The organism is Pseudomonas sp. 1D4, from assembly GCF_001728925.1.
In the GTDB taxonomy this organism is placed as follows: Bacteria; Pseudomonadota; Gammaproteobacteria; order Pseudomonadales; family Pseudomonadaceae; genus Metapseudomonas; species Metapseudomonas otitidis.
On record NZ_LXJQ01000002.1, the window covers coordinates 80126 to 104146 of the forward strand.

Consider the following 24021-nt stretch of genomic DNA (forward strand, 5'->3'; position numbering starts at 1 on the left):
GTTGCGGCATCCCGGTCGGCGCAGAAGCCTGGGCGCTCCAAAAGAAAAGCCCCGCGCAAGGCGGGGCTCTTCGATCAGCGTGTGGGCTGGAATGGCTTACATCATGCCGCCCATGCCGCCCATGCCACCCATATCGGGCATGGCCGGAGCCGGCTTGTCTTCCGGCAGGTCAGCCACGATGGCTTCGGTGGTGATCATCAGACCGGCGATGGAGGCAGCAGCCTGCAGCGCGGTACGGGTGACCTTGGCCGGGTCGATGATGCCGAACTCGATCATGTCGCCGTACTGGCCGGTGGCAGCGTCGTAGCCGTAGTTGCCGGAACCCTGCTTGACCTTGTCCAGGACCACGGAGGCCTCGTCACCGGCGTTGGTGACGATCTGGCGCAGCGGAGCCTCGACAGCGCGACGCAGGATGTTGATACCCGCGGTCTGCTCTTCGTTGACACCCACCAGGTCCTTGATGGAGGCCAGGGCACGAACCAGTGCCACGCCACCGCCAGGAACCACGCCTTCTTCCACTGCAGCACGGGTGGCGTGCAGGGCGTCTTCCACGCGGGCCTTCTTCTCTTTCATCTCGACTTCGGTAGCCGCACCGACCTTGATCACGGCAACACCGCCGGCCAGCTTGGCCAGACGCTCTTGCAGCTTCTCCTTGTCGTAGTCGGAGGAGGTTTCCTCGACTTGCTTGCGGATCTGGGCAACGCGGGCCTCGATGTCAGCCTGGGCGCCAGCGCCGTCGATGATGGTGGTGTTTTCCTTGCTCAGGACGACGCGCTTGGCGTTGCCCAGGTGCTCCAGGGTGGCGCTTTCCAGGGACAGACCGACTTCTTCGGAGATGACGGTACCGCCGGTCAGGATGGCGATGTCCTGCAGCATGGCCTTGCGACGGTCGCCGAAGCCCGGGGCCTTGACGGCAGCAACCTTGACGATGCCGCGCATGTTGTTGACGACCAGGGTAGCCAGGGCTTCGCCTTCGACGTCTTCAGCCACGATCAGCAGCGGACGGCCGGACTTGGCAACGGCTTCCAGAACCGGCAGCAGTTCGCGGATGTTGGAGATCTTCTTGTCGACCAGCAGCAGCAGCGGGCCGTCCAGCTCGGCCACCATGGTGTCCGGCTTGTTGATGAAGTAGGGGGACAGGTAGCCACGGTCGAACTGCATACCTTCCACGACGGACAGTTCGTTTTCCAGGCCCGAGCCTTCTTCAACGGTGATCACGCCTTCCTTGCCTACTTTCTCCATGGCTTCGGCAATGATGTTGCCGATGGAGTCGTCGGAGTTGGCGGAGATGGTGCCGACCTGGGCAATGGCCTTGGTGTCGGTGCACGGCTTGGACAGGTTCTTCAGCTCGGCAACGATGGCGGTGGTAGCCTTGTCGATACCGCGCTTCAGGTCCATCGGGTTCAGGCCGGCAGCGACGGCTTTCAGGCCCTCGGTGACGATGGCCTGGGCCAGAACGGTGGCGGTGGTGGTGCCGTCACCGGCAGCGTCGTTGGCCTTGGAGGCCACGTCTTTCACCAGCTGGGCGCCGATGTTCTCGATGCGATCCTTCAGCTCGATTTCCTTGGCGACGGAAACGCCGTCCTTGGTGATCAGCGGAGCACCGAAGCTGCGCTCCAGGACCACGTTGCGACCTTTCGGGCCGAGGGTGGCTTTAACGGCATCAGCCAGGGTGTTAACGCCTACGAGCAGTTTCTTGCGAGCGGCATCGCCGAATTTGACGTCTTTAGCAGCCATGTTGTCTTCCTCGAATCTCTAAGTGGGAAAGGGGTCGGGTTCAGGCTTCGATGACAGCGAGGATTTCGTTCTCGCCCATGACCAGCAGGTCTTCACCGTCGACTTTCACGGTGTTGCTGCCGGAGTAGGGGCCGAACACAACCTGGTCACCAACCTTCACAGCCAGGGGACGGACTTCGCCGTTGTCCAGCACGCGACCGGTACCGACAGCAACCACTTCGCCGCGGTTCGGCTTCTCGGCAGCCGAGCCCGGCAGCACGATGCCACCAGCGGTCTTGGTTTCTTCTTCGCTGCGACGGATCACGACGCGGTCATGCAGGGGACGAAGCTTCATGGTCTAACTCTCCCAATCAGTGTTTTCCGGCGCCGGTGATAATCACCGGCGGGTTAGCAAAAGCCGGCGGTGCCGGCAGCAGCGCGCCAGGCACGCTGCGGAAGTCTGAACTGCCCCTTGGGGACAGTAACCTTGCGGTGTCGGATAGATAGGGTCGCCTGACAGCATTTCAAGGGGCACCCGAAAAAAATTCCTCCGACCACAGGAAAACGGGGCGGAATCAGTCTTCGCGACGCTCGTATTCGCCTTCGATGACGTTATGCCGCGGCTGATTGCGTGCCAGTGGGTCGTCGGAGAAGGCCCGCTGGCGTTCGGCTTGCCGGGTAACCCGCTGCAGGACTCGACGGATGACCAGGCGACGTGTGAAGGGAATGATGCAAACCAGCCCGAAGAGGTCGCTGATGAAGCCGGGAAGCAGCAGCAGGCCGCCGCCGACCGCGATCATCAATCCCTCGAGCATCTCCTGCTCCGGCAGTTCGCCCCGGGCCAGCCGCTCGCGGGCACGCCAGGCGGTGGCAACACCGGCGATGCGCAGCATGAAGCTGCCCAGCAATGCGGTGGCCACCAGCAGCAACAGGGTCGGGAAGACGCCGATGACGCTGCCAACCTTGATCAGGACAGCCAGCTCGATGAGCGGGAACAGCAGGAAGAGGAACGCAAAGACACGCATGAAAGTTTCCTTCGCGGAAGAACGGCTTCCGGTAAGACAGCTACATGAAGCCGGCCTCCGGCGAATTCAAGCGTCGGGCGCCTCGGCATCAGGCCAGCGATCGGCCCGGGCCAGCGCCACCAGGGCCTGACGGACCGCACCCGGTGTGTTGCAGGATGTTGGGAAGGGCAGCCAGTGAATACTCTGACCCAGCCGGACATGGAAGCCTTCGCTGTCGATGCCCACCAGCTCGGCCGTCGGATCGGCAGGCAGGCCGCGCAGGGCCAGGTAGTGGTCGATGGCGCTGCGATGGTCGGCGTTCATGTGCTCCACCATCCCGGTCTCGCTTTCCCCGGCGAAAGGGTTGGCCAGGGCCACCTCGTCGATCCAGTGGATGGCGCCGAAGCCGCCGATGAAACGGGCACGCACCGGCTCCAGTACCCAGAAATCGAAATCATGGGTCAAGTGGTAGTCACGGGATTGGGGGAAGTAGCGGTAGTAGCGCGCACCGGCAGCGGCGATGGCCTCGGGCTCCGTCAACTGGCGCGCCTCGGCCAGCAGGGTCAGGCGGCCGACGGCCTGGATGTCGTCTGCACCGCGTTCGCCCACCAGCAGCGAGCACTTCGGATCTTTCTGCAGGTTGTGGGTGTGCTGGGCGATGCGGCTGATGAGGATGAGCGGCCGCCCTTCGGCGTCCAGGCAATAAGGGGCCACCGATCCGAAGGGGTAGCCGGGCATGGCCTTGGACTGGGTCGAGAGCACGCCCCGGTATTCCTTGAGCAGCAATTCTCGGGCATTCTTTGCGGCTTTCACGCTCACCTTCTGACTCCTCGCAGAGAATCCGTCGTAAACGGACGGGCGCTCAGGATAACGGTTCCGGGCTGCCAGCGGGGCACAGCGATCCATAATTCCCAGTTCGAGGGGCTACACCATGCAGCTGAAAGACAAGGTCATCATCATCACCGGCGGCGGCCAGGGCCTGGGCCGGGCCATGGGCGAATACCTGGCGGCCAAGGGCGCACGCCTGGCGCTGGTCGACCTCAACCAGGAGCGCCTGGACGAGGCCGTGGCGGCCTGCAAGGCAGCCGGTGGCGACGCCCGCGCCTACCTGTGCAACGTGGCCAACGAAGAGCAGGTGACCCACCTGGTCAGCCAGGTGGCGGATGACTTCGGCGCGATCAACGGCCTGGTGAACAACGCCGGCATTCTGCGCGACGGCCTGACCATCAAGGTCAAGGACGGCGAGCTGACCAAGATGAGCCTGGCCCAGTGGCAGGCGGTGATCGACGTGAACCTGACCGGCGTGTTCCTCTGCACCCGCGAAGTGGCCGCCAAGATGATCGAGCTGAAGAACGAAGGCGCCATCGTCAACATTTCTTCCATCTCCCGCGCCGGCAACATGGGCCAGGCCAACTACTCCGCGGCCAAGGCCGGGGTGGCGGCCGATACCGTGGTGTGGGCCAAGGAGCTGGCACGCTACGGTATCCGCGTCGGGGCCGTGGCACCCGGCTTCATCGAGACCGAGATGGTCGCCAGCATGAAGCCCGAGGCCCTGGAGAAGATGACCGCCGGCATTCCGCTCAAGCGCCTGGGCAAGCCGATGGAGATCGCCCACTCGGTGGCCTACATCCTGGAGAACGACTACTTCACCGGCCGCGTACTGGAACTCGACGGCGGTCTGCGCCTGTAAGGCGCGCCCCGCTCCACGAAAAAGCCCCGCCGAAGCGGGGCTTTTTCATACCGGTCGCCGTTACCAGCCGATACCGAAGCCCACGGTGTAGCGGGTGCGGTCGGTGTCTCCTTCGGCGCCGCTGACCAGGTCGCGCTCGGCCTTCATGTTGAGCGACGCCCAATCGGTGACCTTGTAGCGCAAGCCCACCTCGGCATCCAGGGAGTAATCGGCAGCGTTGCCCAGCGGGCGGCCCACTTCGCCAGTGCTGAAGAGTTCGACCGTCTTGCCCACCAGATAGCGGTTGTAGTCCCACTTCACACCGAGGGCATAGAAGTTGTCCTTCTCGCCGGTGTCGTACTGGTAGTCGGTGCGGTTGACCAGGGAGGCCAGGGAGAAGGCGCCCAGTTCGTCGTCCCAGAACTGGTAGCCGGGGCCGGTACCCAAGGTACGCTGACGGCGCAGCTCCTCGATCTTGTCGCGCTTGTAGCCGGCGCGGCCCTGCCAGAAGAACTTGTCGGTGATGAAGCGGTCGAGGGCGTACTCCAGCTCCCAGTTCTCGGTGGTCTTCACCTCATTCTGGAACTCGCGGTTGTACTCGCCGTTGGCGTTGTGCCGCCAGCGGCCGTGGCGGGCCTTGGTCTTGAAGTCGACGTCGTAGTCGTCGGTGTCCTTCTCGGCACGCTTGTAGTCGAGCGAGACGTCGACGTTGCCGGTCCAGGTCAGGTCTTCGACGAAGGGCTTGGGCTTCATGATCTGCTCGATGCTGGCCAGTTCGACGGTCTTGGGCGCATCGCCATTGGCCAGGATCACCTTGCCCGGTTCGGCCGGCATGAGGGTCTTGGCGCGCTCGCCGGTGAGATCGTCCTGCTTGACCATGAGTTCCTGATCGCTCTGCAGTGTGGCGACCTTGGACCAGTCCAGCGGGATGGAACCGCCGTAATCGGTCTGCAACATCAGTTTGCCGCCGTCGAATACCCGGATCTTGCCGGTCAGGCGGTCACCGTTCTTCATCCAGACGGTGTCGGCGAAGGTGGAGGTCGAAGCGGCAACAAGGGCCAGGCAAAGGAGTTTTCTGGACAACATGATGGATACGCAGGCTCAGGACTTTGCGGAAAAGCCAGGCATTATCCGCAAGCCCGGCGACTGAGCAAGGACTGACCGACGTATCGTCGCCAAGTTCCCGTCACCACCTCCGACGTTGCCCCTCCCCCGGCACCACCCTATGCTGGCCGCCACCGCCCGCCGGAACCCGCCATGCCCCCGTCAACACCCCCTGCCCAGGACGATTTGCGGCTGTCCAGCCCTGAAGCCCGTCGCGAAGCCCTCTACCTTACCTTGGCCCAGGTTCCGCCCGGCAAGGTGGTCAGCTACGGGCAGTTGGGCGAGATGGCCGGACTGGGCCGTGCAGCACGCTGGGTGGGTCGCACCCTCGGTCAGTTGCCGGAAGGCACCCGCCTGCCATGGCATCGTGTCATCGCGGCGGGTGGACGGCTCAGCCTGCCTGCCGGAACCGTCTCCGGTGACGAGCAACGGGCACGTTTGCGAGCCGAAGGGGTCTTCATCCACAACGAACGGGTGGACATGCGTCGGCACGGCTGGCTTCCCATGCCACCCAAGGGTTAGAGTGCGCGCTTTGTTGCGGTCCCCTGGCACGCACGCCGTCAAGGACCGCCCCGTGCCTTCTGGATCTCACGCCTGATGTCCCACCGAACCTGGCGAGCCGCCCTGGCCGCCTATGCCAGTCCGGCCACCCTGGCCCTGCTTTTGCTGGGCTTTGCGGCAGGCCTGCCGTACATGCTGGTGTTCTCCACACTCTCCGTCTGGTTGCGCGAGGCCGGCGTCGCCCGCGAAACCATTGGCTTCGCCAGCCTCATCGGCCTGGCCTACGCCTTCAAGTGGATCTGGTCGCCGCTGCTGGACCAGTTCCGCCTGCCGTTACTGGGCCGCCTGGGCCGGCGCCGTTCCTGGCTGGTGCTCTCCCAGGCACTGGTAGCCCTCGGCCTGGTGGGCATGGCCCTGGCAGACCCCAAGGAGCACCTGACCTGGCTGATTGCCCTGGCGGTGGTGGTGGCCTTCGCCTCGGCCACCCAGGACATCGCGGTGGACGCCTACCGCCTGGAAATCGCCGACGACAGCCGCCAGGCCGCCCTGGCCGCCAGCTACATGCTGGGCTACCGGGTCTCGGCCCTGCTCGCCACTGCAGGCGCCCTGTACTTCGCCGAGGGGTTCGGCTCCACCGCCAGCGCCTATGAATACCGCGCCTGGGCCAGCACCTACCTGGTATTCGCGTTGCTGATGCTGCCGGGGCTGATCACCAGCCTGTGGATGCGCGAGCCACACATCGATGCCCAGGTGCAGGCCAACACCTCGCGCTTCCGCCTCAAGGACCAGCTCGCCTCGGTGCTGATCCTGCTGGTGATGCTGATTTCCCTGCCGGCGATGATCACCGGCATGCTCGACCGCGCCTGGCCACGTGCCCTGCTCTATTTCCTGTTCCTCGTGGCCTGCCTGTCGCCCTGGGGGCGCCGCCAGATCGCCCCGGTGCGCGACCTGCTCAGCCAGCAACGCCGGCAACTGCTGGCGGCAGCGCGGGGCAAGGTGATTCCCAACTTCGATTTCGTCCACCAGGCGGTGTCGATGATCGTGCTGATCGTGATCCTGGTGACCACGGCGGCCGCCATCAAGGCCTATGCCTCGGGCGCCTGGCCCCGGGGCACGCTGTTCGTACTGATCACCCTGGCCTGCTTCTCCGCCCCGGGTCGCCTGCTGATGGCGCCGGTGGTGACGCCCATCAGCGAGTTCGTCCAGCGCTACCGCTGGCACGCCCTTCTGCTGCTGGGGCTGATCGCCACCTACAGGATGTCGGACACGGTAATGGGGGTGATGGCCAACGTCTTCTACATCGACCAGGGCTTCACCAAAGACCAGATCGCCAGCGTCAGCAAGGTCTTCGGTCTGGTGATGACGCTGCTGGGCGCCGGCGCCGGCGGCCTGCTGATCGTGCGCTTCGGCATCCTGCCCATCCTGTTCATCGGTGGTGCCGCCTCGGCGGCCACCAACCTGATGTTCGTGATGCTCAGCGACATGGGCGCGCACCTGCAGATGCTGATCCTCACCATCTCCTGCGACAACTTCAGCGCCGGGCTCGCCACCTCGGCCTTCGTGGCCTACCTGTCGAGCCTGACCAACCTGAAGTTCTCGGCGACCCAGTACGCACTGCTCAGCTCGCTGATGATGCTGCTGCCACGCCTGATCGGCGGCTATTCGGGGGTGATGGTGGAGAGCCTGGGCTATCACCAGTTCTTCCAGCTCACTGCCATTCTCGGCATCCCCACCCTGGTGCTGATCGCCATCCAGTGGAACCGTGAGTCACGCCAACCGGTGCAACCCGGCGAGCCCAAGGCCGAGGAACCGGCAGCGCCGCCCTCCTCCGAACGCCCATGAAAAAGGCCGGGATCACCGGCCTCTTTTCATCATCCGGACCTAGCCCGGCTGGACCTGCACCAGCCTCGACGGCTGGGCCAGCTCCACGCCGACCGCGCGCAAACGGTCACGCACCTGCTCGTTGAGCATGAACATCACCGCACCATAGTCGCCGCGGGCCGTCCATAGGCGCAGGGAGAGGTTGATGGCCGTGTCCGTCAGGGCCGCCACCACCACTACCGGTGCGGGATCTTGCAGCACACGGGGGTCGTCCGCCAGGGCCAGCAGGGCCTCCCGCGCCTTGCCCAGGTCGCTGGCGTAATCGAGCTTCACGTCGTACATCAGTTGCCGGGTGGGCTGGCTGGACACGTTGGTGATAATGCCGTTGGACAGCGCGCCATTGGGCAGGATCACCGTGCGGTTATCAACCGTGCGCAATACGGTGTGGAAGATCTGGATGCTGTCGACGGTCCCGGAAACGCCCTGGGCCTCGATGAAGTCGCCCACCTTGAACGGCCGGAAGAACAGGATCAGCACCCCGCCGGCGAAGTTCGCCAGGCTGCCCTGCAGCGCCAGGCCGATGGCCAGGCCGGCGGCACCGATGGCGGCGATGAAGGAGGTGGTCTCGATGCCGATCATCGAGGCGACACTGACCAGCAGCAGCACCTTGAGAGCAACGTTTGCGAGGTTGGAGATGAAGCGGTGCAGGGTCAGGTCGACCCGGCGCATCGACAGCAATGCGCTGATCCGGTTGGTGAGCAGGTTGATCAGCCACCAGCCGACCAGCAGCGTCACCAGGGCGAGGGTGACCTTGCCGCTGTATTCGAGAATGACGGGGAGCCAGGCTTCGGACTGCCTGACCAGGTTGTCGAGGTTCATGTCCATGCGGACCTCCTTCTATCGACTCGAGAAAACCGCAGCCGCCCTGGCAAGCAGAGCGGCAAACGGACCTATGTGCGACGCGGAGAGACCGCGAAGGTTCAACGGGTCAGTCGCGGAAGTTGGTGTACTGCAGCGGCATGCCGAGGGACTCGCCACGCAGCAGGGCGATGGCTTCCTGCAGGTCGTCGCGCTTCTTGCCGGTGACACGCACCTGCTCGCCCTGGATGGCAGCCTGGACCTTGAGCTTCTTGTCCTTGATCAGGGCGACGATCTTCTTCGCCAGTTCCTTGTCGATGCCCTCGCGGAAGTTCACTTCCTGCTTGACCACCTTGCCGGACGGGTAAGGGTCCTTGAGCTCCATGCATTGGATATCCAGCTTCCGCTTGATCAGGCAGTTGCGCAGGATGTCCAGCACCTGCTCCAGCATGAAGTCGGCCTCGGCGGTGATGGTGACGGACTTGTCCTTGCTTTCCACGCTGCACTTGCCGCGCAGGTCGAAACGGCGCTCCAGTTCCTTGGTGGCGTTGTCGAGGGCGTTGGTGAGTTCGTGCTTGTCCAGCTCGGACACCACGTCGAACGATGGCATGGGTTTCCTCCAGATAGACGGCGCGACCCACATCACGTAAGGGATGCGCCTGGCTTGACGGGTGAAAATGGGCGCCCATTATAACGATCAGGATTCCCTTTTTTGCGGGAATGCTTGGCAGCGACACGTTCAGCGCTAACCGTCAGCGTAAAAACCTGCTGAAATAGGCGCTGATATCACCGAGCCATCAAACTCCCCTCTTCTGTCTTTCTTGCGAGCCTGCCATGCCCAACCCTCACCTCAGCATCCTGGTGGTGGATGACGCCAAGTTCTCCAGTGCGATGATCGGTCGGGCGCTGACCCAGGCCGGCTATCAGGACGTCCGCTTCGCCAACAGTGCGGGCGAAGCCCTGCGCCTGCTGGAAGAGCGACCGGCGAACGTGCTGCTGGCGGACTGGCTGATGCCGGAGATCGACGGCCTGGAGCTCACCGCCCGAGTTCGCCAGCTCGACGAGATGATCGATCACTACACCTACGTCATCCTGCTGACCGGCAAGGAAGGCGAGAACGTCCTGGGCGAGGCCTTCGACCGCGGCGTGGACGACTTCATCAGCAAGTCCTCGATGAACGAGCAACTGGTGCCCCGCGTCTACGCCGCCGACCGCCTGTGCAACACCCTGCAGCGCCTGCTCCACGAAAACCGGTTGATGACCCAGAACATCGCCAGTCTGGAGCAGCGCAACCTGGTGGACTCCCTCACCGGCCTCGGCAACCCGCGCTACCTGCGCCAGAAACTGGCCGACAGCCTGCGCCAGGTGGAGTCCCGTGGCGGCGCCCTGTGCTACCTGCTGATCGGCCTGCAGGATGCGCCGCAACTGCGCAACCAGCACGGCGTGGCGTTCTACAACGAACTGCTGCAGGGCGTTTCCCGCCGGCTGCAGCAACTGGTGCGCCCGCTGGACGTACTGACCCGCCTGGACGACAACCATTTTGGCCTGATCACCCTGCTGGGCGACCTGCATGAGTGCTCCCCCAGCAGCTTCAAGCGCCTGCATGAAAGCCTGAACCTCAAGGCCTTCAAGACCAGCGAAGGCTTCATCACCCTCAAGGCCGGCATCAGCCTGGTGGGCCTGGATGCCAAGGCCCTGCCGGTGGAGGTTGAGGCCCTGCTCGAGCGGGCCGAGCGTCTTCTGCCGGACTCCTACGCCAGCGGCCGGGTCAGCGCGATACGCCTGCCCAGCGCATGACCTGGCACATCCTCGGTAGCGGCAGCCTCGGCACGCTATGGGCCTGCCGCCTCGCCCGGGCGCATCTGGACGTGCGCCTGCTGCTGCGTGACGAAGCACGTCTGGCCGCCTACCACCAGGCGGGCGGGCTGACCCTGGTGACCCAGGGCCAGGCCCGGGCCTACGCCCTGCCAGCCGAACTCGCCAGTGCCCCCGACCCGATCCAGCGCCTGCTCGTCGCCTGCAAGGCCTATGACGCCGAAGCCGCCGTGGCCAGCGTCTGCGCACGGCTGGCCCCCGGTGCCGAGGTGGTGCTGCTGCAGAACGGCCTCGGCAGCCAGCAAGCCGTGGCGGATAGCCTGCCCCAGGCCCGCTGCATCCTCGCCTCCAGCACCGAAGGTGCCTTCCGCGAAGCGGACTTCCGCGTGGTGTTCGCCGGGCAGGGCTTCACCTGGCTGGGCGACCCACTCGCCTCCGCCCCGCCGGCCTGGCTGGGTGAACTGGAGGCAGCCGGCATCCCCCACGGGTGGACCGCCGACATCGAAACCCGACTCTGGCGCAAGCTAGCGCTCAACTGCGCGATCAACCCGTTGACGGTGCTGCACCATTGCCGCAACGGCGAACTGTCCGCCGAGCCGGATGCGGTCAACGGCCTGTGCGACGAACTCGCCCACCTGCTCCAGGCCTGCGGCCAGGCCGAAGCCGCACACGACCTGCACCGCGAGGTGTGGCGGGTGATCGACGCCACCGCCGCCAACTACTCCTCCATGTACCAGGACGTGGCACGCGGCCAACGCACCGAGATTCGCTACCTGATCGGTCACGCCAGCGCCGAGGCACGGCGCCTGGGCGTGTCGCTGCCACGCCTGGAACAGCTGCTGGACGCCCTGCGCCAGCACCTGGCCGCCCACGGATTGCCCCAGGACTGAGCCCCGCGCTAACCTGCCGCCTTCCCCGCGCCCTGCCTGGACCCTGCCCGTGAACAGCCTGCGCCAACGCCTCGAGAACCTGTCCGTCGGCCGCAAACTGCTGGCCGCCCTGCTGGTCCTGCTGGCCACCGTGCTGCTGATCGCCAACCTGGCCTTCATCAGCGCCGCCTACTGGATCTCACAGGAGAGCATGGCGCCCCAGGCCCTGCAGACCCTCGGTCGGCTCATCGCCACCCCGCAACTGGCCGGCGAGGCCCTGTCCTCGGCGAAGGCTGCCGAGCATTTGCTCATCCAACTGGAGGGCTACAGCCCCCTGCGCGCCGCGGCGATCTACGACAGCCGGGGCCAGCGCCTGGCCGAGCGGGTCAGCGGCAGCGACCTGAAGCTCCCGAAGCACGCCGACGCCCTGAAGCGCTGGCGCCTGCACGAGTTCCGCAGCACCCAGGTGGTGGAGTTGCCGCAACCAGCAGGCCCGCCGGGCCACCTGCTGCTGGTGGCTTCCAGCGAGCTACCGGGGGTCTTCTACACCGGCACCCTCAGCGCCAGCCTGGCGATCCTCGCCTGCAGCATCCTGATGTGGATGCTGGTGGCCCGGCAGATCCGCCGTCTGATCACCCGGCCGATCCACGAACTGGAAGAACTCTCGCGCCAGGTAACCCGGGAAGAGAACTACTCCCTGCGTGCCGAGCGCGGCCACCGCGACGAGATCGGCAGCCTGGCCGACGCCTTCAACACCATGCTCAGCCGCATGGAAGCCCGCGAACAGCAGCTCAAGCGCGCGCGGGACGAATCCCAGGCGGCCTTCAACCAGGCCCAGGCCCTGGCCGAGGAGACCCGTCACTCCAACCGCAAACTGGAGCTGGAAGTGCAGGTGCGCAGCAAGATCGAGAAGAAGCTGACGGGGTTCCAGAACTACCTCAACAGCATCATCGACTCCATGCCGTCGGCGCTGATCGCCCTCGACGAGCAGCTCTACGTTACCCAGTGGAACCAGGAAGCCACCGCCCTCTCCGGCACCCCGCTGGACGACGCGCTCAACCAGCCGGCGTTCCTCGCCTTCCCTTTGCTCAAGCCCTTCCTGCCGCAGATCAAGCGCACCGCCGAGCACCACCGGGTGGAGAAGGTCGAGCGGGTCAGTTGGCTGATGGGGGAAGAGGTGCACCACTACGCCCTGACCTTCTACCCGCTGATGGGCGGCACCGGGCGCGGCGTGGTGATCCGCATAGACGACATCACCCAGCGCCTGTCCATGGAAGAGCTAATGGTGCAGTCGGAGAAGATGCTCTCCGTTGGCGGCCTGGCGGCCGGCATGGCCCACGAGATCAACAACCCCCTCGGCGCCATCCTGCACAACGTGCAGAATATTCGCCGCCGCCTCTCCCCCGAGCTGGAAAAGAACCGCGAGCAGGCCGAGGCCGCCGGCATTCGCCTGGAGGCCGTCAACCAGTATCTGGCGGCACGCGAGGTACCCAAGCTGCTGGAAGGCATCCACCAGGCCGGCAGCCGCGCGGCCAAGATCGTCACCCACATGCTGGCGTTCAGCCGTCGCAGCAACCGCCAGATGGAACCCTGCCAGTTGCCCCAGTTGCTGGACCAGGCCGTGGAAATCGCCAGCAACGACTTCGACCTCACCGAGGGCTTCGACTTCAAGGGCATGCGCATCACCCGCGAGTTCGACCCGAAGCTGGGTCCGGTGCCCGGCACCGCCAACGAACTGGAACAGGTGCTGCTCAATCTGCTGAAAAACGCCGCCCAGGCCATTCACCAGCGCGAGGACGAGCAGGAAGGTCACATCGCCCTGCGCACCCGCCTGGCGCCGCCCTGGGCGGAGATCCAGGTGGAGGACAACGGCGTGGGCATCCCCGAGAACGTGCGCAAGCGCATCTTCGAACCCTTCTTCACCACCAAGGAGGTGGGCCAGGGCACCGGGCTCGGGCTTTCCGTCTCCTACTTCATCATCACCAACAACCACAAAGGCCAGATGGAAGTGCAGTCCAAGCCCGGACAGGGCACCTGTTTCACCCTGCGCCTGCCGTTGAATGCCAGCGCCCCAGGAGCCTGACATGGGAAACCGCCTTTCGAAGATCTACACCCGCACCGGCGACCAGGGGCAGACCGGCCTCTCCGGCAACCGCCGCGTCTCCAAGAACCATCCGCGCATCGAAGCCATCGGCGAGGTGGACAGCCTCAACAGCCAGATCGGACTGCTGCTGGCCGAGATGGCAGAGCGCCAGGCCGACTGGCCCGGACTGGCCGAAGTGGTCGAGGTGCTCGCGCCCTGCCAGCACCGCCTGTTCGACCTGGGTGGCGAACTCTCGATGCCGGAGTACCAATCGCTGCGCGCCAGCGAAGTGGAGCGGCTGGAAGTGGCCATCGACCACTGGAACGAGGAGCTGGGCCCTCTGGAGAACTTCATCCTGCCCGGCGGCTCGCGCCTGGTGGCACAGGCCCACGTCTGCCGCGCCGCCGCCCGCACCGCCGAACGCCGAGCCCAGGCCCTCAACGCCGAGGAGCCCTTGCGTGGGGAATTGCTCGCCTACCTCAACCGCCTCTCCGATCTGCTCTTCGTCGCCGCCCGCCTGATCGCACGGCGGCAGGGGATCGGCGAAGTGCTGTGGCAGGCGGCGGCAAAGGCCTGAAACCACTGTTCTGCAGCCAGGATAGGGCGATACATCCAGTAGCCCGGGCTTCAGCCCGGGAGGCCAGCCGAACCGCATGGCACGAAGCGGATCAAACCTCGCAGCCTCATCAACGCGGCAAGCGCGCTCTGGTGGATGCAAAGAGCGGCATCCAAGCTACCCACCTCGGCGTGTCCCGCCTGATTGCAGGATGGCGGCAGCAAACCAATGCCGGAGCAGGCGGTAACGCGCGACGCACTACAAGAGCCAGCAGCGTAGGGGGGACCACGCTTCACCGGTCCACCCATCGTGCTCATGCCCACTCCCGACGGTGGGCGTGAACAATGGCGCCCACCCTCCCCCTCTTCAGCCTTGGCCGGGCCAGAAGGCACGGATGCCCGCCACGCCCTGGGCGCCGGCTTTCCATGCCCGCTCACGGTCATCGGGACCGACGCCGCCGAGCAGGTACACCGGTTTGTTGAAGCGACGGATCATCGATTGCGCAGCCTCCCAGCCCAGAGGCTGTGCGTCCGGGTGGGTCTGGGTGGGCTCTACAGGCGACAGGGTGACGAAGTCCACCCCCATCCGGGTCGCCAACTCCAGTTCCTCTTCGCTGTGGCAGGACGCAGCCAGCCAGCGCGCTTCGGGGAACGGGCGTCCCTTGGCAGCGTACTTGCGCAGTTGCTCGGCGGTCAGGTGCCAACCCGCCGCCGGGAAGTCACCGAGCCATTCCAGCGGCCCCTTGAGCATCAACTGGGCCTTGCGCGCGCAGAGCCCCTGGATGTCCACCGCCAGGTCGCGGTACTGCGGGTCGAACATGTTCGGCGCCCGCAGCTGGATGAGTTGCACACCCTCGGCGACGGCGCGCCGCACCCCTGCCAGCAGCTCCGCAGGCTCCAGGCCATCCGGGGTGATCAGGTAGCGGTCCGGCAGCCGTGCAGCAGTGATGATCGGCTGATTGGCGGCGGGAAAGGCGTAGTCGGGCAGGTCGCGGGACTCCACCCAGGCAAGGGGCTGGCCTTCGGCACCATGGGGTTCGCCGGAGAAGGCGGTGACCTCCCAGACATCCAGCAGCACCTGCTTGTCCGGGTAGTCATGGTGAATCTGGATCAGCGGGCGGGCGGCTTCGACACGGATGCCCAGCTCTTCCTCCAGCTCCCGTGCCAGGGCCGACTCAACGGCCTCCCCGTCTTCGACCTTGCCACCGGGGAACTCCCACAGGCCGCCCTGGTGCTTCTCCTCCGGGCGCTTGGCAATCAGCACCCGGCCATCGGCGCCACGGATCACCGCCGCCGCTACGTGTACTCGCTTCATTCACTGCTCTCCGCTTCCTCCAGGGCCGCCTGGTACCAACGCTGGAAGGCAGGCCACTGGTAGAGGGTTTCGACATAGGCGGCGGCCTCGTCCGGCAGCACCACCACATAACTGCGCAACCGGCTCGCCACCGGTGCGAAAAAGGCGTCCGCCAGGCTCGGCTGGCCGAACAGGTAGGGCCCGCCCTGACCGAAGCGGTGACGGCACTCCGCCCACAGCGCCACGACCCGCTGGATGTCCGCCTCCACCTCCGTCGGCACCGTTTCCAGGGCCTGGCGACGCGCCATATCCATCGGCATGTGGCTGCGCAGGGCCATGAAGCCGCTGTGCATCTCGGCGCATACCGAGCGTGCTAGGGCTCGCGCAGCCACATCGCGGGGCCAGAGGCCCGCCTCGGGGAAGCGCTCAGCGAGGTATTCGCCGATGGACAGGGAATCCCAGATGACGCCATCGGCCTCGGTCAGCAGGACCGGCACCTTGCCCGTGGGGGAGCGGGTCAGCAGGCGCTGGCGGCTGTCAGGCTGGTAGAGAGGGATGAGGATCTCGTCATAAGCGACGCCGGTCAGCTCGATGGCGAGCCAGGCACGAAGGGACCACGACGAATAGTTCTTGTTGCCGATCACCAGGTTCAGGGGCATGACGTTCTCCTCAGGGACTGTTCCAGGGGCCGAACATGCACCCTAGAGAGGCCGCCGAGGCCTGGCAACTCCCATCGTTCATGGGGCATGAGCGATGGGAGTGCCGGGCTGTCAGGTACGGTATTCGGCGTTGATTTTCACGTACTCGTGGGACAGGTCGGTGGTCCAGATCGTCTCGTTGCAGTTGCCACGGCCCAGCTCGATGCGGATACCGATCTCCTCGCGGGCCATCACCTCGGCGCCCTGGGCTTCGGTGTAGGTCGACGCGCGACCGCCTTTGCTGGCGATGCAGACGTCACCGAGGAACACGTCGATCTTGCTCACATCCAGGTTCGGCACGCCGGCGCGGCCGACCGCAGCCAGGATGCGGCCCCAGTTGGGGTCGGAGGCGAACAGGGCAGTCTTGATCAGCGGGGAGTGGGCCACGGCGTAAGCCACATCCAGGCACTCCTGGTGGGTGCCACCGCCGTTGACCTGCACGGTGACGAACTTGGTGGCGCCTTCGCCGTCGCGGACGATGGCCTGGGCCACCTCCATGCACACCTCGAACACTGCCTGCTTCAGGGCGGCGAACAGTTCGCCGGACGCCTGGGTGATCTCCGGCAGTGCGGCGCGGCCGGTGGCGACCAGCATGCAGCAGTCGTTGGTGGAGGTGTCGCCGTCGATGGTGATGCGGTTGAAGGACTTGTTGGCGGCATCGCGCAGCAGGTCCTGCAGGACGCCCTGGGCGACCTTCGCGTCGGTGGCGATGTAGCCGAGCATGGTGGCCATGTTGGGCTTGATCATTCCGGCGCCCTTGCTGATGCCGGTGACGGTGACGGTGACGCCGTCGTACACGAACTGGCGGCTGGCGCCCTTGGGCAGGGTGTCGGTGGTCATGATGCCGGTGGCAGCCGCCGCCCAGTTGTTCTCGGAGAGGTCAGCCAGGGCATCGCCCAGCACCGCTTCGATCTTCTCGACCGGCAGCGGCTCACCGATCACGCCGGTGGAGAACGGCAGCACGGCGCTTTCATCCACGCCGGCCAGTTCGGCGAGGCGGGCGCAGGTACGCGCTGCAGCAGCCAGGCCGGGCTCACCGGTGCCGGCGTTGGCATTACCGGTGTTGGTGAGCATGTAGCGTACCGGGCCGAGAACGCGCTTGCGGGCCAGGATCACCGGCGCGGCGCAGAACGCATTGAGGGTGAATACACCAGCGACAGTGGAGCCTTCCGCGCATCGCATCACCACCACATCCTTTCGCCCGGGTCGCTTGATGCCGGCAGAGGCGATGCCGAGTTCGAAACCGGGAACCGGATGGAGGGTGGGCAGAGGGCCGAGACCAACAGCCATGGAAGCGCTCCTTGTCGTGATGTGGACAGTCGGCGAGGTGCCGCTGTTCAGGGGGTCAGTGTGAAAACGCCGCGAGCGGCTCAAGCCGGTCGCGGCGCTGTGGTCATGCCTGGCAGGTCAGCTGATCTGGCCGTGGCAGTGCTTGTACTTCTTGCCGGAACCGCAGGGGCAGGGCTCGTTGCGACCGATCTTGGGCTCGGCGCGAACCGGAGCCACGGCGGCGGCAGTGGCAACATCGCCCTCTTCCGCTGCCTCTTCGGGCTCATCCAGGCCCGGGGCTTCGGCGTGCTGGAACTGCATGCGCTTGGCCAACTCCTCGGCCTCGCGGCGCAGACGGGCTTCTTCCTCGGCCGGGTCTTCGCGGCGGACCTGAACGTGAGAGAGGACGCGGATGGTGTCGCGGCGGATGGAGTCCATCAGTTCCTGGAACAGGGCGAAGGACTCGCGCTTGTATTCCTGCTTCGGGTTCTTCTGCGCGTAGCCGCGCAGGTGGATACCGTGGCGCAGGTGATCCATGGTGGACAGGTGGTCCTTCCACAGGTCGTCCAGTACGCGCAGCAACATCTGCTTCTCGAAGGAGCGCAGGGCTTCGGCGCCGGCCAGCTCTTCCTTCTCGTTGTAGGCGGCCACCAGTTGCTCCAGGATCTTCTCGCGCAGCGTTTCCTCGAACAGCTTGTCATCTTCGTCGAGCCACTGCTGGATCGGCAGCTTGATGCCGAAGTCGCTGTACAGCGCCGCCTCAAGACCGGCGACATCCCACTGCTCCGGCAACGATTGCGGCGGAATGTGGGTGTCGATGGTGCGCCCCAGCACGTCCAGGCGGAACTCGGCGATGGTCTCACCGATGTCCTCGGCCGCCAGCAGGCTGTTGCGCATGTGGTAGATCACCTTGCGCTGCTCGTTGGCCACGTCATCGTATTCGAGCAACTGCTTGCGGATGTCGAAGTTGCGACCTTCGACCTTGCGCTGCGCCTTCTCGATGGCGTTGGTGACCATGCGGTGCTCGATGGCCTCGCCCTGTTGCATGCCCAGCGCCTTCATGAAGTTCTTCACCCGGTCGGAGGCGAAGATGCGCATCAGGTTGTCTTCCAGGGACAGGTAGAAACGGCTGGAACCCGGGTCCCCCTGGCGACCGGCGCGGCCACGCAACTGGTTGTCGATACGACGGGATTCGTGGCGCTCGGAGGCAATCACGTGGAGACCGCCGGCCTCGATCACTTGCTGGTGGCGCTTCTGCCACTCTGCCTTGATCTGCGCGATCTGCTCTTCGGTGGGATTTTCCAGGGCGGCGACTTCGACCTCCCAGTTACCCCCCAGGAGGATGTCGGTACCGCGACCGGCCATGTTGGTGGCGATGGTGACTGCACCGGGACGACCGGCCTGGGCGATGATCTCGGCTTCCTTCTCGTGGTACTTGGCGTTGAGCACCTTGTGCTCGATGCCAGCCTTGGTCAGCAGCTGGGAGACGTACTCGGAGCTGTCGATGGAGGCAGTACCCACCAGGATTGGCCGGCCGCTGGCCTGGCAATCCTTGATGTCAGTGATGATGGCGGCGTACTTCTCTTCCTGGGTCAGGTAGACCAGGTCGTTGAAATCCTTACGGGCAATCGGGCGGTGGGTGGGAATGACCACCACTTCGAGGCCGTAGATGCTGTGGAATTCGAACGCCTCGGTGTCGGCCGTACCGGTCATGCCGGCGAGCTTGTTGTAGAGGCGGAAGTAGTTCTGGAAGGTGGTGGAAGCCAGCGTCTGGCTCTCGGCCTGGATCTGCAGGTTTTCCTTCGCCTCGATGGCCTGGTGCAGGCCCTCGGACAGGCGGCGGCCGGGCATGGTGCGACCGGTATGCTCGTCGATCAGCAGGATCTGGCCGTCCTGGACGATGTACTCGACGTTGCGGTGGAACAGGGTGTGGGCGCGCAGGCCAGCATAGACATGGGTCAGCAGGCCCAGGTTGTGCGCGGAGTAGAGGCTCTCGCCCTCGGCCAGCAGGCCGGCCTGGGTGAGCAGCTCTTCGATGTACTGGTGGCCCTGCTCGTTGAGTTCGACCTGGCGGGTCTTCTCGTCGACGCTGTAGTGGCCTTCCTGGACGACGTTGCCTTCTTCGGGCTCGACGTGCTTCTTCAGGCGAGGGATCAGTGTGTTGATCTGCTGGTAGAGGCGGGAGCTGTCCTCGGCCTGGCCGGAGATGATCAGCGGGGTACGCGCTTCGTCGATGAGGATGGAGTCCACTTCGTCGATCACGGCGAAGTTCAGTTCGCGCTGAAACTTGTCTTCCAGGCTGAACGCCATGTTGTCGCGCAGGTAGTCGAAGCCGAATTCGTTGTTGGTGCCGTAGGTGATGTCGGCGGCATAGGCGGCGCGCTTCTCTTCCGGCGGCTGGAACGGCGTCACGATACCTACAGTGAGGCCGAGGAACTCATACAGCGGACGCATCCAGTTGGCATCGCGGCGGGCGAGGTAGTCGTTCACCGTCACCACATGCACGCCCTTGCTCGACATGGCGTTGAGGTAGACCGGCAGCGTACCCACCAGGGTCTTGCCTTCGCCGGTACGCATCTCGGCGATCCTGCCTTCGTGGAGGGTCATGCCGCCGATGAGCTGGACGTCAAAGTGGCGCATGCCCATCACACGCTTGCCCGCCTCACGAACGACGGCGAATGCTTCGGGAAGAATCTGGTCCAGGGTTTCGCCCTTGGCCACCCGGGCCTTGAACTCTTCGGTCTTGGCTCTGAGCTGTTCGTCGCTCAGCGCGACCATTTGCTCTTCCAGGGCGTTGATTGCCTGGACAGCTTTGGCCATGCGCTTCACTTCGCGCTCGTTCTTGCTTCCAAAGAGTTTCTTCAACAAAGGCGCAAACATATCGAAAGGATCTTCCACATATATGGATGGGGGGCGCTCCCGAAGTCGCCCTTGCAGCCTTCATGGCTGCATGCGAAGGGGGCATTCTACTCGGATTCGTTCTGGAGAAAAGCGGCGTTATTCCGCGTCGGTGGAACGCGCTATATAGAGAGCCGGATTGACGACTTCGCCGTCCCGGGTGACCTCGAAATGCACGTGGGCACCAGTGGATCGGCCACTGCTGCCGACCTTGGCGATGGCCTGTCCGCGCTGTACCAGGTCCCCTACATCGACGAGGTTGCGCTGGTTGTGCGCGTAGAGGGTCCGGTAGCCATCGGCATGACTGATCTCGACCAGATTGCCGTAGCCGCTCTTGCGGCCGGACCAGGTCACCACACCGGCGCCGACCGCCAGCACATCGCTACCGGCCTTTGCGGCGAAGTCGACGCCCTTGTGGTAGCTGAGCCGACCGGTCAGCGGATCGCTGCGCACGCCAAACGGCGAGGACACGTAACCCTGGCGAACCGGGCGCCCAGCCGGGCTGGTGGCGTCGTTGAGACGGCGCTCGCCCAGCAGTTGCTCCAGCACTTCCAACTGCTGTTCGCGGCTGTGCAGACGCTCACCGAGCTGGTCCAGAACCTGCATGAACGGAGGTGGCTGGTAGGCCGGCGCGTCGAGCGCATCCTCCGGCCCTCCCTGCCCGACACTCAGGGAAAAGTCGAACTCGCTGGCATCCAGTTCGGCCAGCTCGGCAACGCGCTCGCCCAAGGCATCGAGCCGGGTCAGGCGGGCCTGGAGTTCGGCGATATGGGCGGCGAAGGCATCCAGCTGCCGCTGGGCATCCTCGCGAGCCTGGGTCATCTCGCTGCGCTGGGCATCGAGCGCATCGGCCAGGCGAGGATCGGCGGATACTGCCTCGCTTGCGTTCATCCACGCGCCCAGAGCAACACCGGTGCCCAGCGCAAGCCCGAAGCTAAGCAGACCGCCCAATAGCAGCCAGCGAACGTCCAGGCTGAGCGACCGCGCCGCACCGCGGTCGCGGCTCAGAAAAATGATGTGCATGACTTCCCCATGTGATCCGGCGGGTCGCTGGTGCAGCCTTCTGCTACCATGCCCGCTCTGTATTCTTCAGGCGTCCTGCCATGTCTTTTCGTCCCTTGCCGGCCCGCTCCCCCGTCGCCTTGCTGAAGGAGGAGAAGCCCCTGAGGGCCCTGTTCGACCAGGCCCAGCGCATCGACCATCTGCAACGCGTTCTGGAAGGCCAATTACAACCTGCGGCCCGCGAACACTGCCGGGTGGCATCGTGGCGAGAGGGCTGCCTGCTGCTGATCATCAGTGACGGCCACTGGGCAACTCGCCTGCGTTATCAGCAGCGACGCCTGCAACGTCAGTTGCAGGCACTCGAAGAGTTCGCGAACTTAACGAAAATCATCTTCAAGGTGCAACCTTCGAGAAGCGCTGGGCGCAACCCCTCTCAGGGCGCTGCGTTGTCCGCCTACGCGGCGGAAAGCCTGCAATCCACGGCCGAAGGCATCAGCGACCCGCGACTGCGTGCCGCACTCGAACGCCTGGCCTCCAGAGCTCGTCCGACGGACTGACCCCTTCATACCCAGGCGACAATAATCTGGAAAAAAAGAGGCCACCCATCGGGTGGCCTCGAAAGAAAGGAAAGGTATTGTTGCTTACACGGCCGCTACCGGGCGCATGTAGGAGATCGGTGCGGTGCTGGCATCCTCGAAGGTCACCACTTCCCAGGCATCCTTGTCGGCGATCAATGCGCGCAGCAGGCGATTGTTGAGCGCATGGCCCGACTTGTAGCCACGGAACTCGCCGATCAGGCTATTGCCGAGCAAATACAGGTCACCGATGGCGTCGAGGATCTTGTGCTTGACGAACTCGTCCTCATAACGAAGGCCGTCTTCGTTCAGCACGCTGTCCTCATCCACCACGATGGCGTTGTCGACGCTGCCACCGAGTGCCAGATTGTGGGACCGCAGGAACTCCAGATCACGCACGAAACCGAAGGTGCGCGCGCGGCTGACTTCCTTGACGAAGGTGGTGCTGGAGAAGTCCACCGACGCTTTCTGGGTGCGACCGTTGACCACCGGGTGGTCGAAGTCGATCTCGAAAGTGACCTTGAAGCCATCGAAGGGAACGAAGGTGGCGCGCTTGTCGCCATCCTGCACACTCACTTCACGCTTGATACGGATGAAGCGCTTGGGTGCGTCCTGCTCTTCCAGGCCAGCGGACTGGATCAGGAAGACGAACGGACCGGCGCTGCCATCCATGATCGGCACTTCGGCGGCAGAAAGTTCGACGTAGGCGTTGTCGATACCCAGGCCGGCCATGGCCGAGAGCAGGTGTTCGACCGTGCCGACCTTCACGTCGCCATTGAAAAGATTGGTGGACATGGTCGTCTCGCCAACATTCTCGGCATAGGCGGCAATCTGGACCATCGGGTCCAGGTCGGTACGGCAGAACACGATGCCGGTGTCCACGGGAGCGGGCTTGAGGGTCAGGTAGACCTTTTCCCCGGAGTGCAGCCCGACACCCGTGGCACGGATGACGTTCTTGAGAGTGCGTTGTTTGATCATGGCTGTGGCCGCTTTCGCGCTAGTTGCGAACTGTTTTCAACAATGGCCGGGGATGATAGCAGAACCGGCCTTTGCTGAACACCAATCACAGACATAGCACTGATTGACTCCATCAATCGGCCTGACGGCGCAGGAACGCGGGGATGTCCAGGTAATCCAGGTCATCCTGCGGGTTCAGCTTCGCCGCGGCTGCGGTGTTGCCATGGGACTGGTTGCGCATCACCGTCGGACGGTCCAGGTCACGGTAGTTGACCGACGGTTGCTCGGCGCGCTGAGGCGCAGCCGGGGTGGCTACGGCTGCAGCGGCCTGGACGGTGTTGTCCACAACCTTGACCGGCTTCTCCAGGCGCGCGCCCAGACCGGTGGCAACCACGGTGACGTGCAGTTCGTCGCGCATGTCCGGATCGATCACGGTGCCCACCTTGACGGTGGCGTTCTCGGAAGCGAACTGCTCGATGATGCTGCCCACGTCGGAGTACTCACCCAGGGACAGATCCGGACCCGCAGTGATATTGACCAGGATGCCGCGGGCGCCCTGCAGGTTGACGTCGTCCAGCAGCGGGTTTCGGATGGCCGCTTCGGTAGCCTCGCGAGCGCGATTCGGACCGCTGGCGCAGCCGGTGCCCATCATCGCCATGCCCATCTCGCTCATGACGGTCTTCACGTCAGCGAAGTCGACGTTGATCATGCCCGGGCGCTTGATGATGTCGGAGATGCCGCGCACAGCGCCGGCCAGCACGTCGTCCGCCTTGGAGAAGGCAGACAGCAGGCTCGCATCCTTGCCCAGGATGGTCAGCAGCTTCTCGTTGGGGATGGTGATCAGCGAATCGACATTCTCGGCCAGCGCGCGGATGCCTTCGTCGGCGATCTGCATGCGCTTGCGACCTTCGAACGGGAACGGACGGGTGACCACGGCCACGGTCAGGATGCCCAGGTCCTTGGCCACCTCGGCGATGATCGGCGCCGCACCGGTACCGGTACCGCCACCCATGCCGGTGGTGATGAAGACCATGTCGGTGCCCTGCAGGACTTCGGCAATGCGGTCGCGGTCCTCCAACGCGGCCTGACGACCGACTTCCGGATTGGCACCCGCACCTAGGCCCTTGGTGACGCCCGGGCCGAGTTGCAGAACGGTGCGCGCACCGATGTTCTTCAGCGCCTGCGCATCGGTGTTGGCGCAGATGAACTCCACGCCTTCGATGTTGGTCTTGGCCATGTGGTTCACGGCGTTGCCACCGCCACCACCGACGCCGATCACCTTGATGACCGCTGTTTGCGGAACGTTATCTACGAGTTCGAACATTTTCCCCTC

At 64.8% G+C, this 24021-nt stretch carries 21 protein-coding genes and 1 pseudogene; 8 read left to right on the plus strand and 14 right to left on the minus strand.

The genetic code is table 11. The features are described from left to right. Positions 1–96 precede the first annotated feature (96 nt). The 4 genes from groL to A7D27_RS01590 form a co-directional block, all read right to left on the minus strand. Positions 97–1737 (minus strand): chaperonin GroEL, encoded by a 1641-nt coding sequence (gene groL / locus A7D27_RS01575; RefSeq protein WP_069560145.1) that lies wholly within the window; start codon positions 1735–1737, stop codon positions 97–99. Between the two features lie 40 nt (positions 1738–1777). Then, the gene (locus A7D27_RS01580) at positions 1778–2071 is read right to left on the minus strand and encodes a co-chaperone GroES (RefSeq protein WP_044409482.1); all 294 of its coding nucleotides are present in this window, start codon (positions 2069–2071) and stop codon (positions 1778–1780) included. A gap of 220 nt (positions 2072–2291) precedes the next feature. After that, a complete protein-coding gene (locus tag A7D27_RS01585) occupies positions 2292–2741 on the minus strand; it encodes an FxsA family protein (RefSeq protein ID WP_069560144.1) in 450 nt (149 codons plus the stop codon). A 66-nt stretch (positions 2742–2807) separates the two neighbouring features. After that, entirely contained in the window at positions 2808–3539 is a 732-nt protein-coding gene (locus tag A7D27_RS01590; RefSeq protein WP_069560143.1) for a HugZ family protein, read from the minus strand. 112 nt (positions 3540–3651) lie between these two features. Here A7D27_RS01590 and A7D27_RS01595 point away from each other — a divergent pair, with 112 nt between their 5' ends. Beyond that, on the plus strand, positions 3652–4410 hold the full coding sequence (locus tag A7D27_RS01595; RefSeq protein WP_044409491.1) for an SDR family oxidoreductase: 759 nt from the start codon (positions 3652–3654) through the stop codon (positions 4408–4410). 60 nt (positions 4411–4470) lie between these two features. On the opposite strand, the gene A7D27_RS01600 is transcribed toward A7D27_RS01595, so the two are convergent. After that, positions 4471–5475, minus strand: a complete 1005-nt coding sequence (locus A7D27_RS01600; protein WP_069560142.1) for a DUF481 domain-containing protein — start codon at positions 5473–5475, stop codon at positions 4471–4473. Positions 5476–5646: 171 nt separating this feature from the next. Here A7D27_RS01600 and A7D27_RS01605 point away from each other — a divergent pair, with 171 nt between their 5' ends. Both A7D27_RS01605 and A7D27_RS01610 read left to right on the plus strand, forming a co-directional pair. Beyond that, complete coding sequence (locus A7D27_RS01605; RefSeq protein WP_044409498.1) at positions 5647–6015, plus strand: MGMT family protein; 369 nt, start codon at positions 5647–5649, stop codon at positions 6013–6015. 75 nt (positions 6016–6090) lie between these two features. Further along, positions 6091–7836, plus strand: a complete 1746-nt coding sequence (locus tag A7D27_RS01610; RefSeq protein ID WP_069560141.1) for an AmpG family muropeptide MFS transporter — start codon at positions 6091–6093, stop codon at positions 7834–7836. A 39-nt stretch (positions 7837–7875) separates the two neighbouring features. Here A7D27_RS01610 and A7D27_RS01615 read toward each other — a convergent pair whose 3' ends face one another. Both A7D27_RS01615 and A7D27_RS01620 read right to left on the minus strand, forming a co-directional pair. Further along, a complete protein-coding gene (locus A7D27_RS01615) occupies positions 7876–8700 on the minus strand; it encodes a mechanosensitive ion channel family protein (protein ID WP_069560140.1) in 825 nt (274 codons plus the stop codon). 103 nt (positions 8701–8803) lie between these two features. Then, on the minus strand, positions 8804–9283 hold the full coding sequence (locus A7D27_RS01620; protein WP_069560139.1) for a YajQ family cyclic di-GMP-binding protein: 480 nt from the start codon (positions 9281–9283) through the stop codon (positions 8804–8806). A gap of 215 nt (positions 9284–9498) precedes the next feature. On the opposite strand from A7D27_RS01620, the pseudogene A7D27_RS01625 reads away from it, so the two are divergent. From A7D27_RS01625 to A7D27_RS01640, 4 genes and pseudogenes are all read left to right on the plus strand, one after another. Then, a pseudogene (locus A7D27_RS01625) lies at positions 9499–10470 on the plus strand (response regulator); the annotation flags it as partial. After that, positions 10467–11378 carry a putative 2-dehydropantoate 2-reductase gene (locus tag A7D27_RS01630; protein WP_069560137.1) on the plus strand — a complete coding sequence of 304 codons (912 nt, stop codon included), beginning with the start codon at positions 10467–10469 and terminating at the stop codon, positions 11376–11378. The pseudogene A7D27_RS01625 and the gene A7D27_RS01630, both read left to right, overlap by 4 nt. A gap of 49 nt (positions 11379–11427) precedes the next feature. Beyond that, positions 11428–13440, plus strand: a complete 2013-nt coding sequence (locus A7D27_RS01635; protein WP_069560136.1) for an ATP-binding protein — start codon at positions 11428–11430, stop codon at positions 13438–13440. A 1-nt stretch (position 13441) separates the two neighbouring features. Next, complete coding sequence (locus tag A7D27_RS01640; RefSeq protein WP_069560135.1) at positions 13442–14017, plus strand: cob(I)yrinic acid a,c-diamide adenosyltransferase; 576 nt, start codon at positions 13442–13444, stop codon at positions 14015–14017. Between the two features lie 345 nt (positions 14018–14362). Here the strand turns inward: A7D27_RS01640 and A7D27_RS01645 are convergent, their stop codons facing one another. The 5 genes from A7D27_RS01645 to A7D27_RS01665 form a co-directional block, all read right to left on the minus strand. Further along, entirely contained in the window at positions 14363–15310 is a 948-nt protein-coding gene (locus A7D27_RS01645; protein WP_069560134.1) for a Nudix family hydrolase, read from the minus strand. Further along, positions 15307–15948 carry a glutathione S-transferase family protein gene (locus A7D27_RS01650; RefSeq protein ID WP_069560133.1) on the minus strand — a complete coding sequence of 214 codons (642 nt, stop codon included), beginning with the start codon at positions 15946–15948 and terminating at the stop codon, positions 15307–15309. Before A7D27_RS01650 ends, A7D27_RS01645 begins: the two co-directional genes overlap by 4 nt. Before the next feature lie 111 nt (positions 15949–16059). Next, complete coding sequence (gene argJ, locus A7D27_RS01655; protein WP_069560132.1) at positions 16060–17277, minus strand: bifunctional glutamate N-acetyltransferase/amino-acid acetyltransferase ArgJ; 1218 nt, start codon at positions 17275–17277, stop codon at positions 16060–16062. 117 nt (positions 17278–17394) lie between these two features. After that, positions 17395–20136 carry a preprotein translocase subunit SecA gene (gene secA, locus A7D27_RS01660; protein ID WP_069560131.1) on the minus strand — a complete coding sequence of 914 codons (2742 nt, stop codon included), beginning with the start codon at positions 20134–20136 and terminating at the stop codon, positions 17395–17397. Positions 20137–20253: 117 nt separating this feature from the next. Continuing rightward, the gene (locus A7D27_RS01665) at positions 20254–21177 is read right to left on the minus strand and encodes a M23 family metallopeptidase (protein WP_069560130.1); all 924 of its coding nucleotides are present in this window, start codon (positions 21175–21177) and stop codon (positions 20254–20256) included. 80 nt (positions 21178–21257) lie between these two features. On the opposite strand from A7D27_RS01665, the gene A7D27_RS01670 reads away from it, so the two are divergent. Next, the gene (locus A7D27_RS01670; RefSeq protein WP_069560129.1) at positions 21258–21713 is read left to right on the plus strand and encodes a DciA family protein; all 456 of its coding nucleotides are present in this window, start codon (positions 21258–21260) and stop codon (positions 21711–21713) included. Positions 21714–21797: 84 nt separating this feature from the next. Here A7D27_RS01670 and lpxC read toward each other — a convergent pair whose 3' ends face one another. Together lpxC and ftsZ are read right to left on the minus strand one after the other, a co-directional pair. Continuing rightward, positions 21798–22709, minus strand: coding sequence for a UDP-3-O-acyl-N-acetylglucosamine deacetylase (lpxC, locus tag A7D27_RS01675; RefSeq protein ID WP_044409538.1), 912 nt, complete (start codon positions 22707–22709; stop codon positions 21798–21800). 112 nt (positions 22710–22821) lie between these two features. Next, positions 22822–24012, minus strand: a complete 1191-nt coding sequence (gene ftsZ / locus A7D27_RS01680) for a cell division protein FtsZ (RefSeq protein WP_069560128.1) — start codon at positions 24010–24012, stop codon at positions 22822–22824. Positions 24013–24021 lie beyond the last annotated feature (9 nt).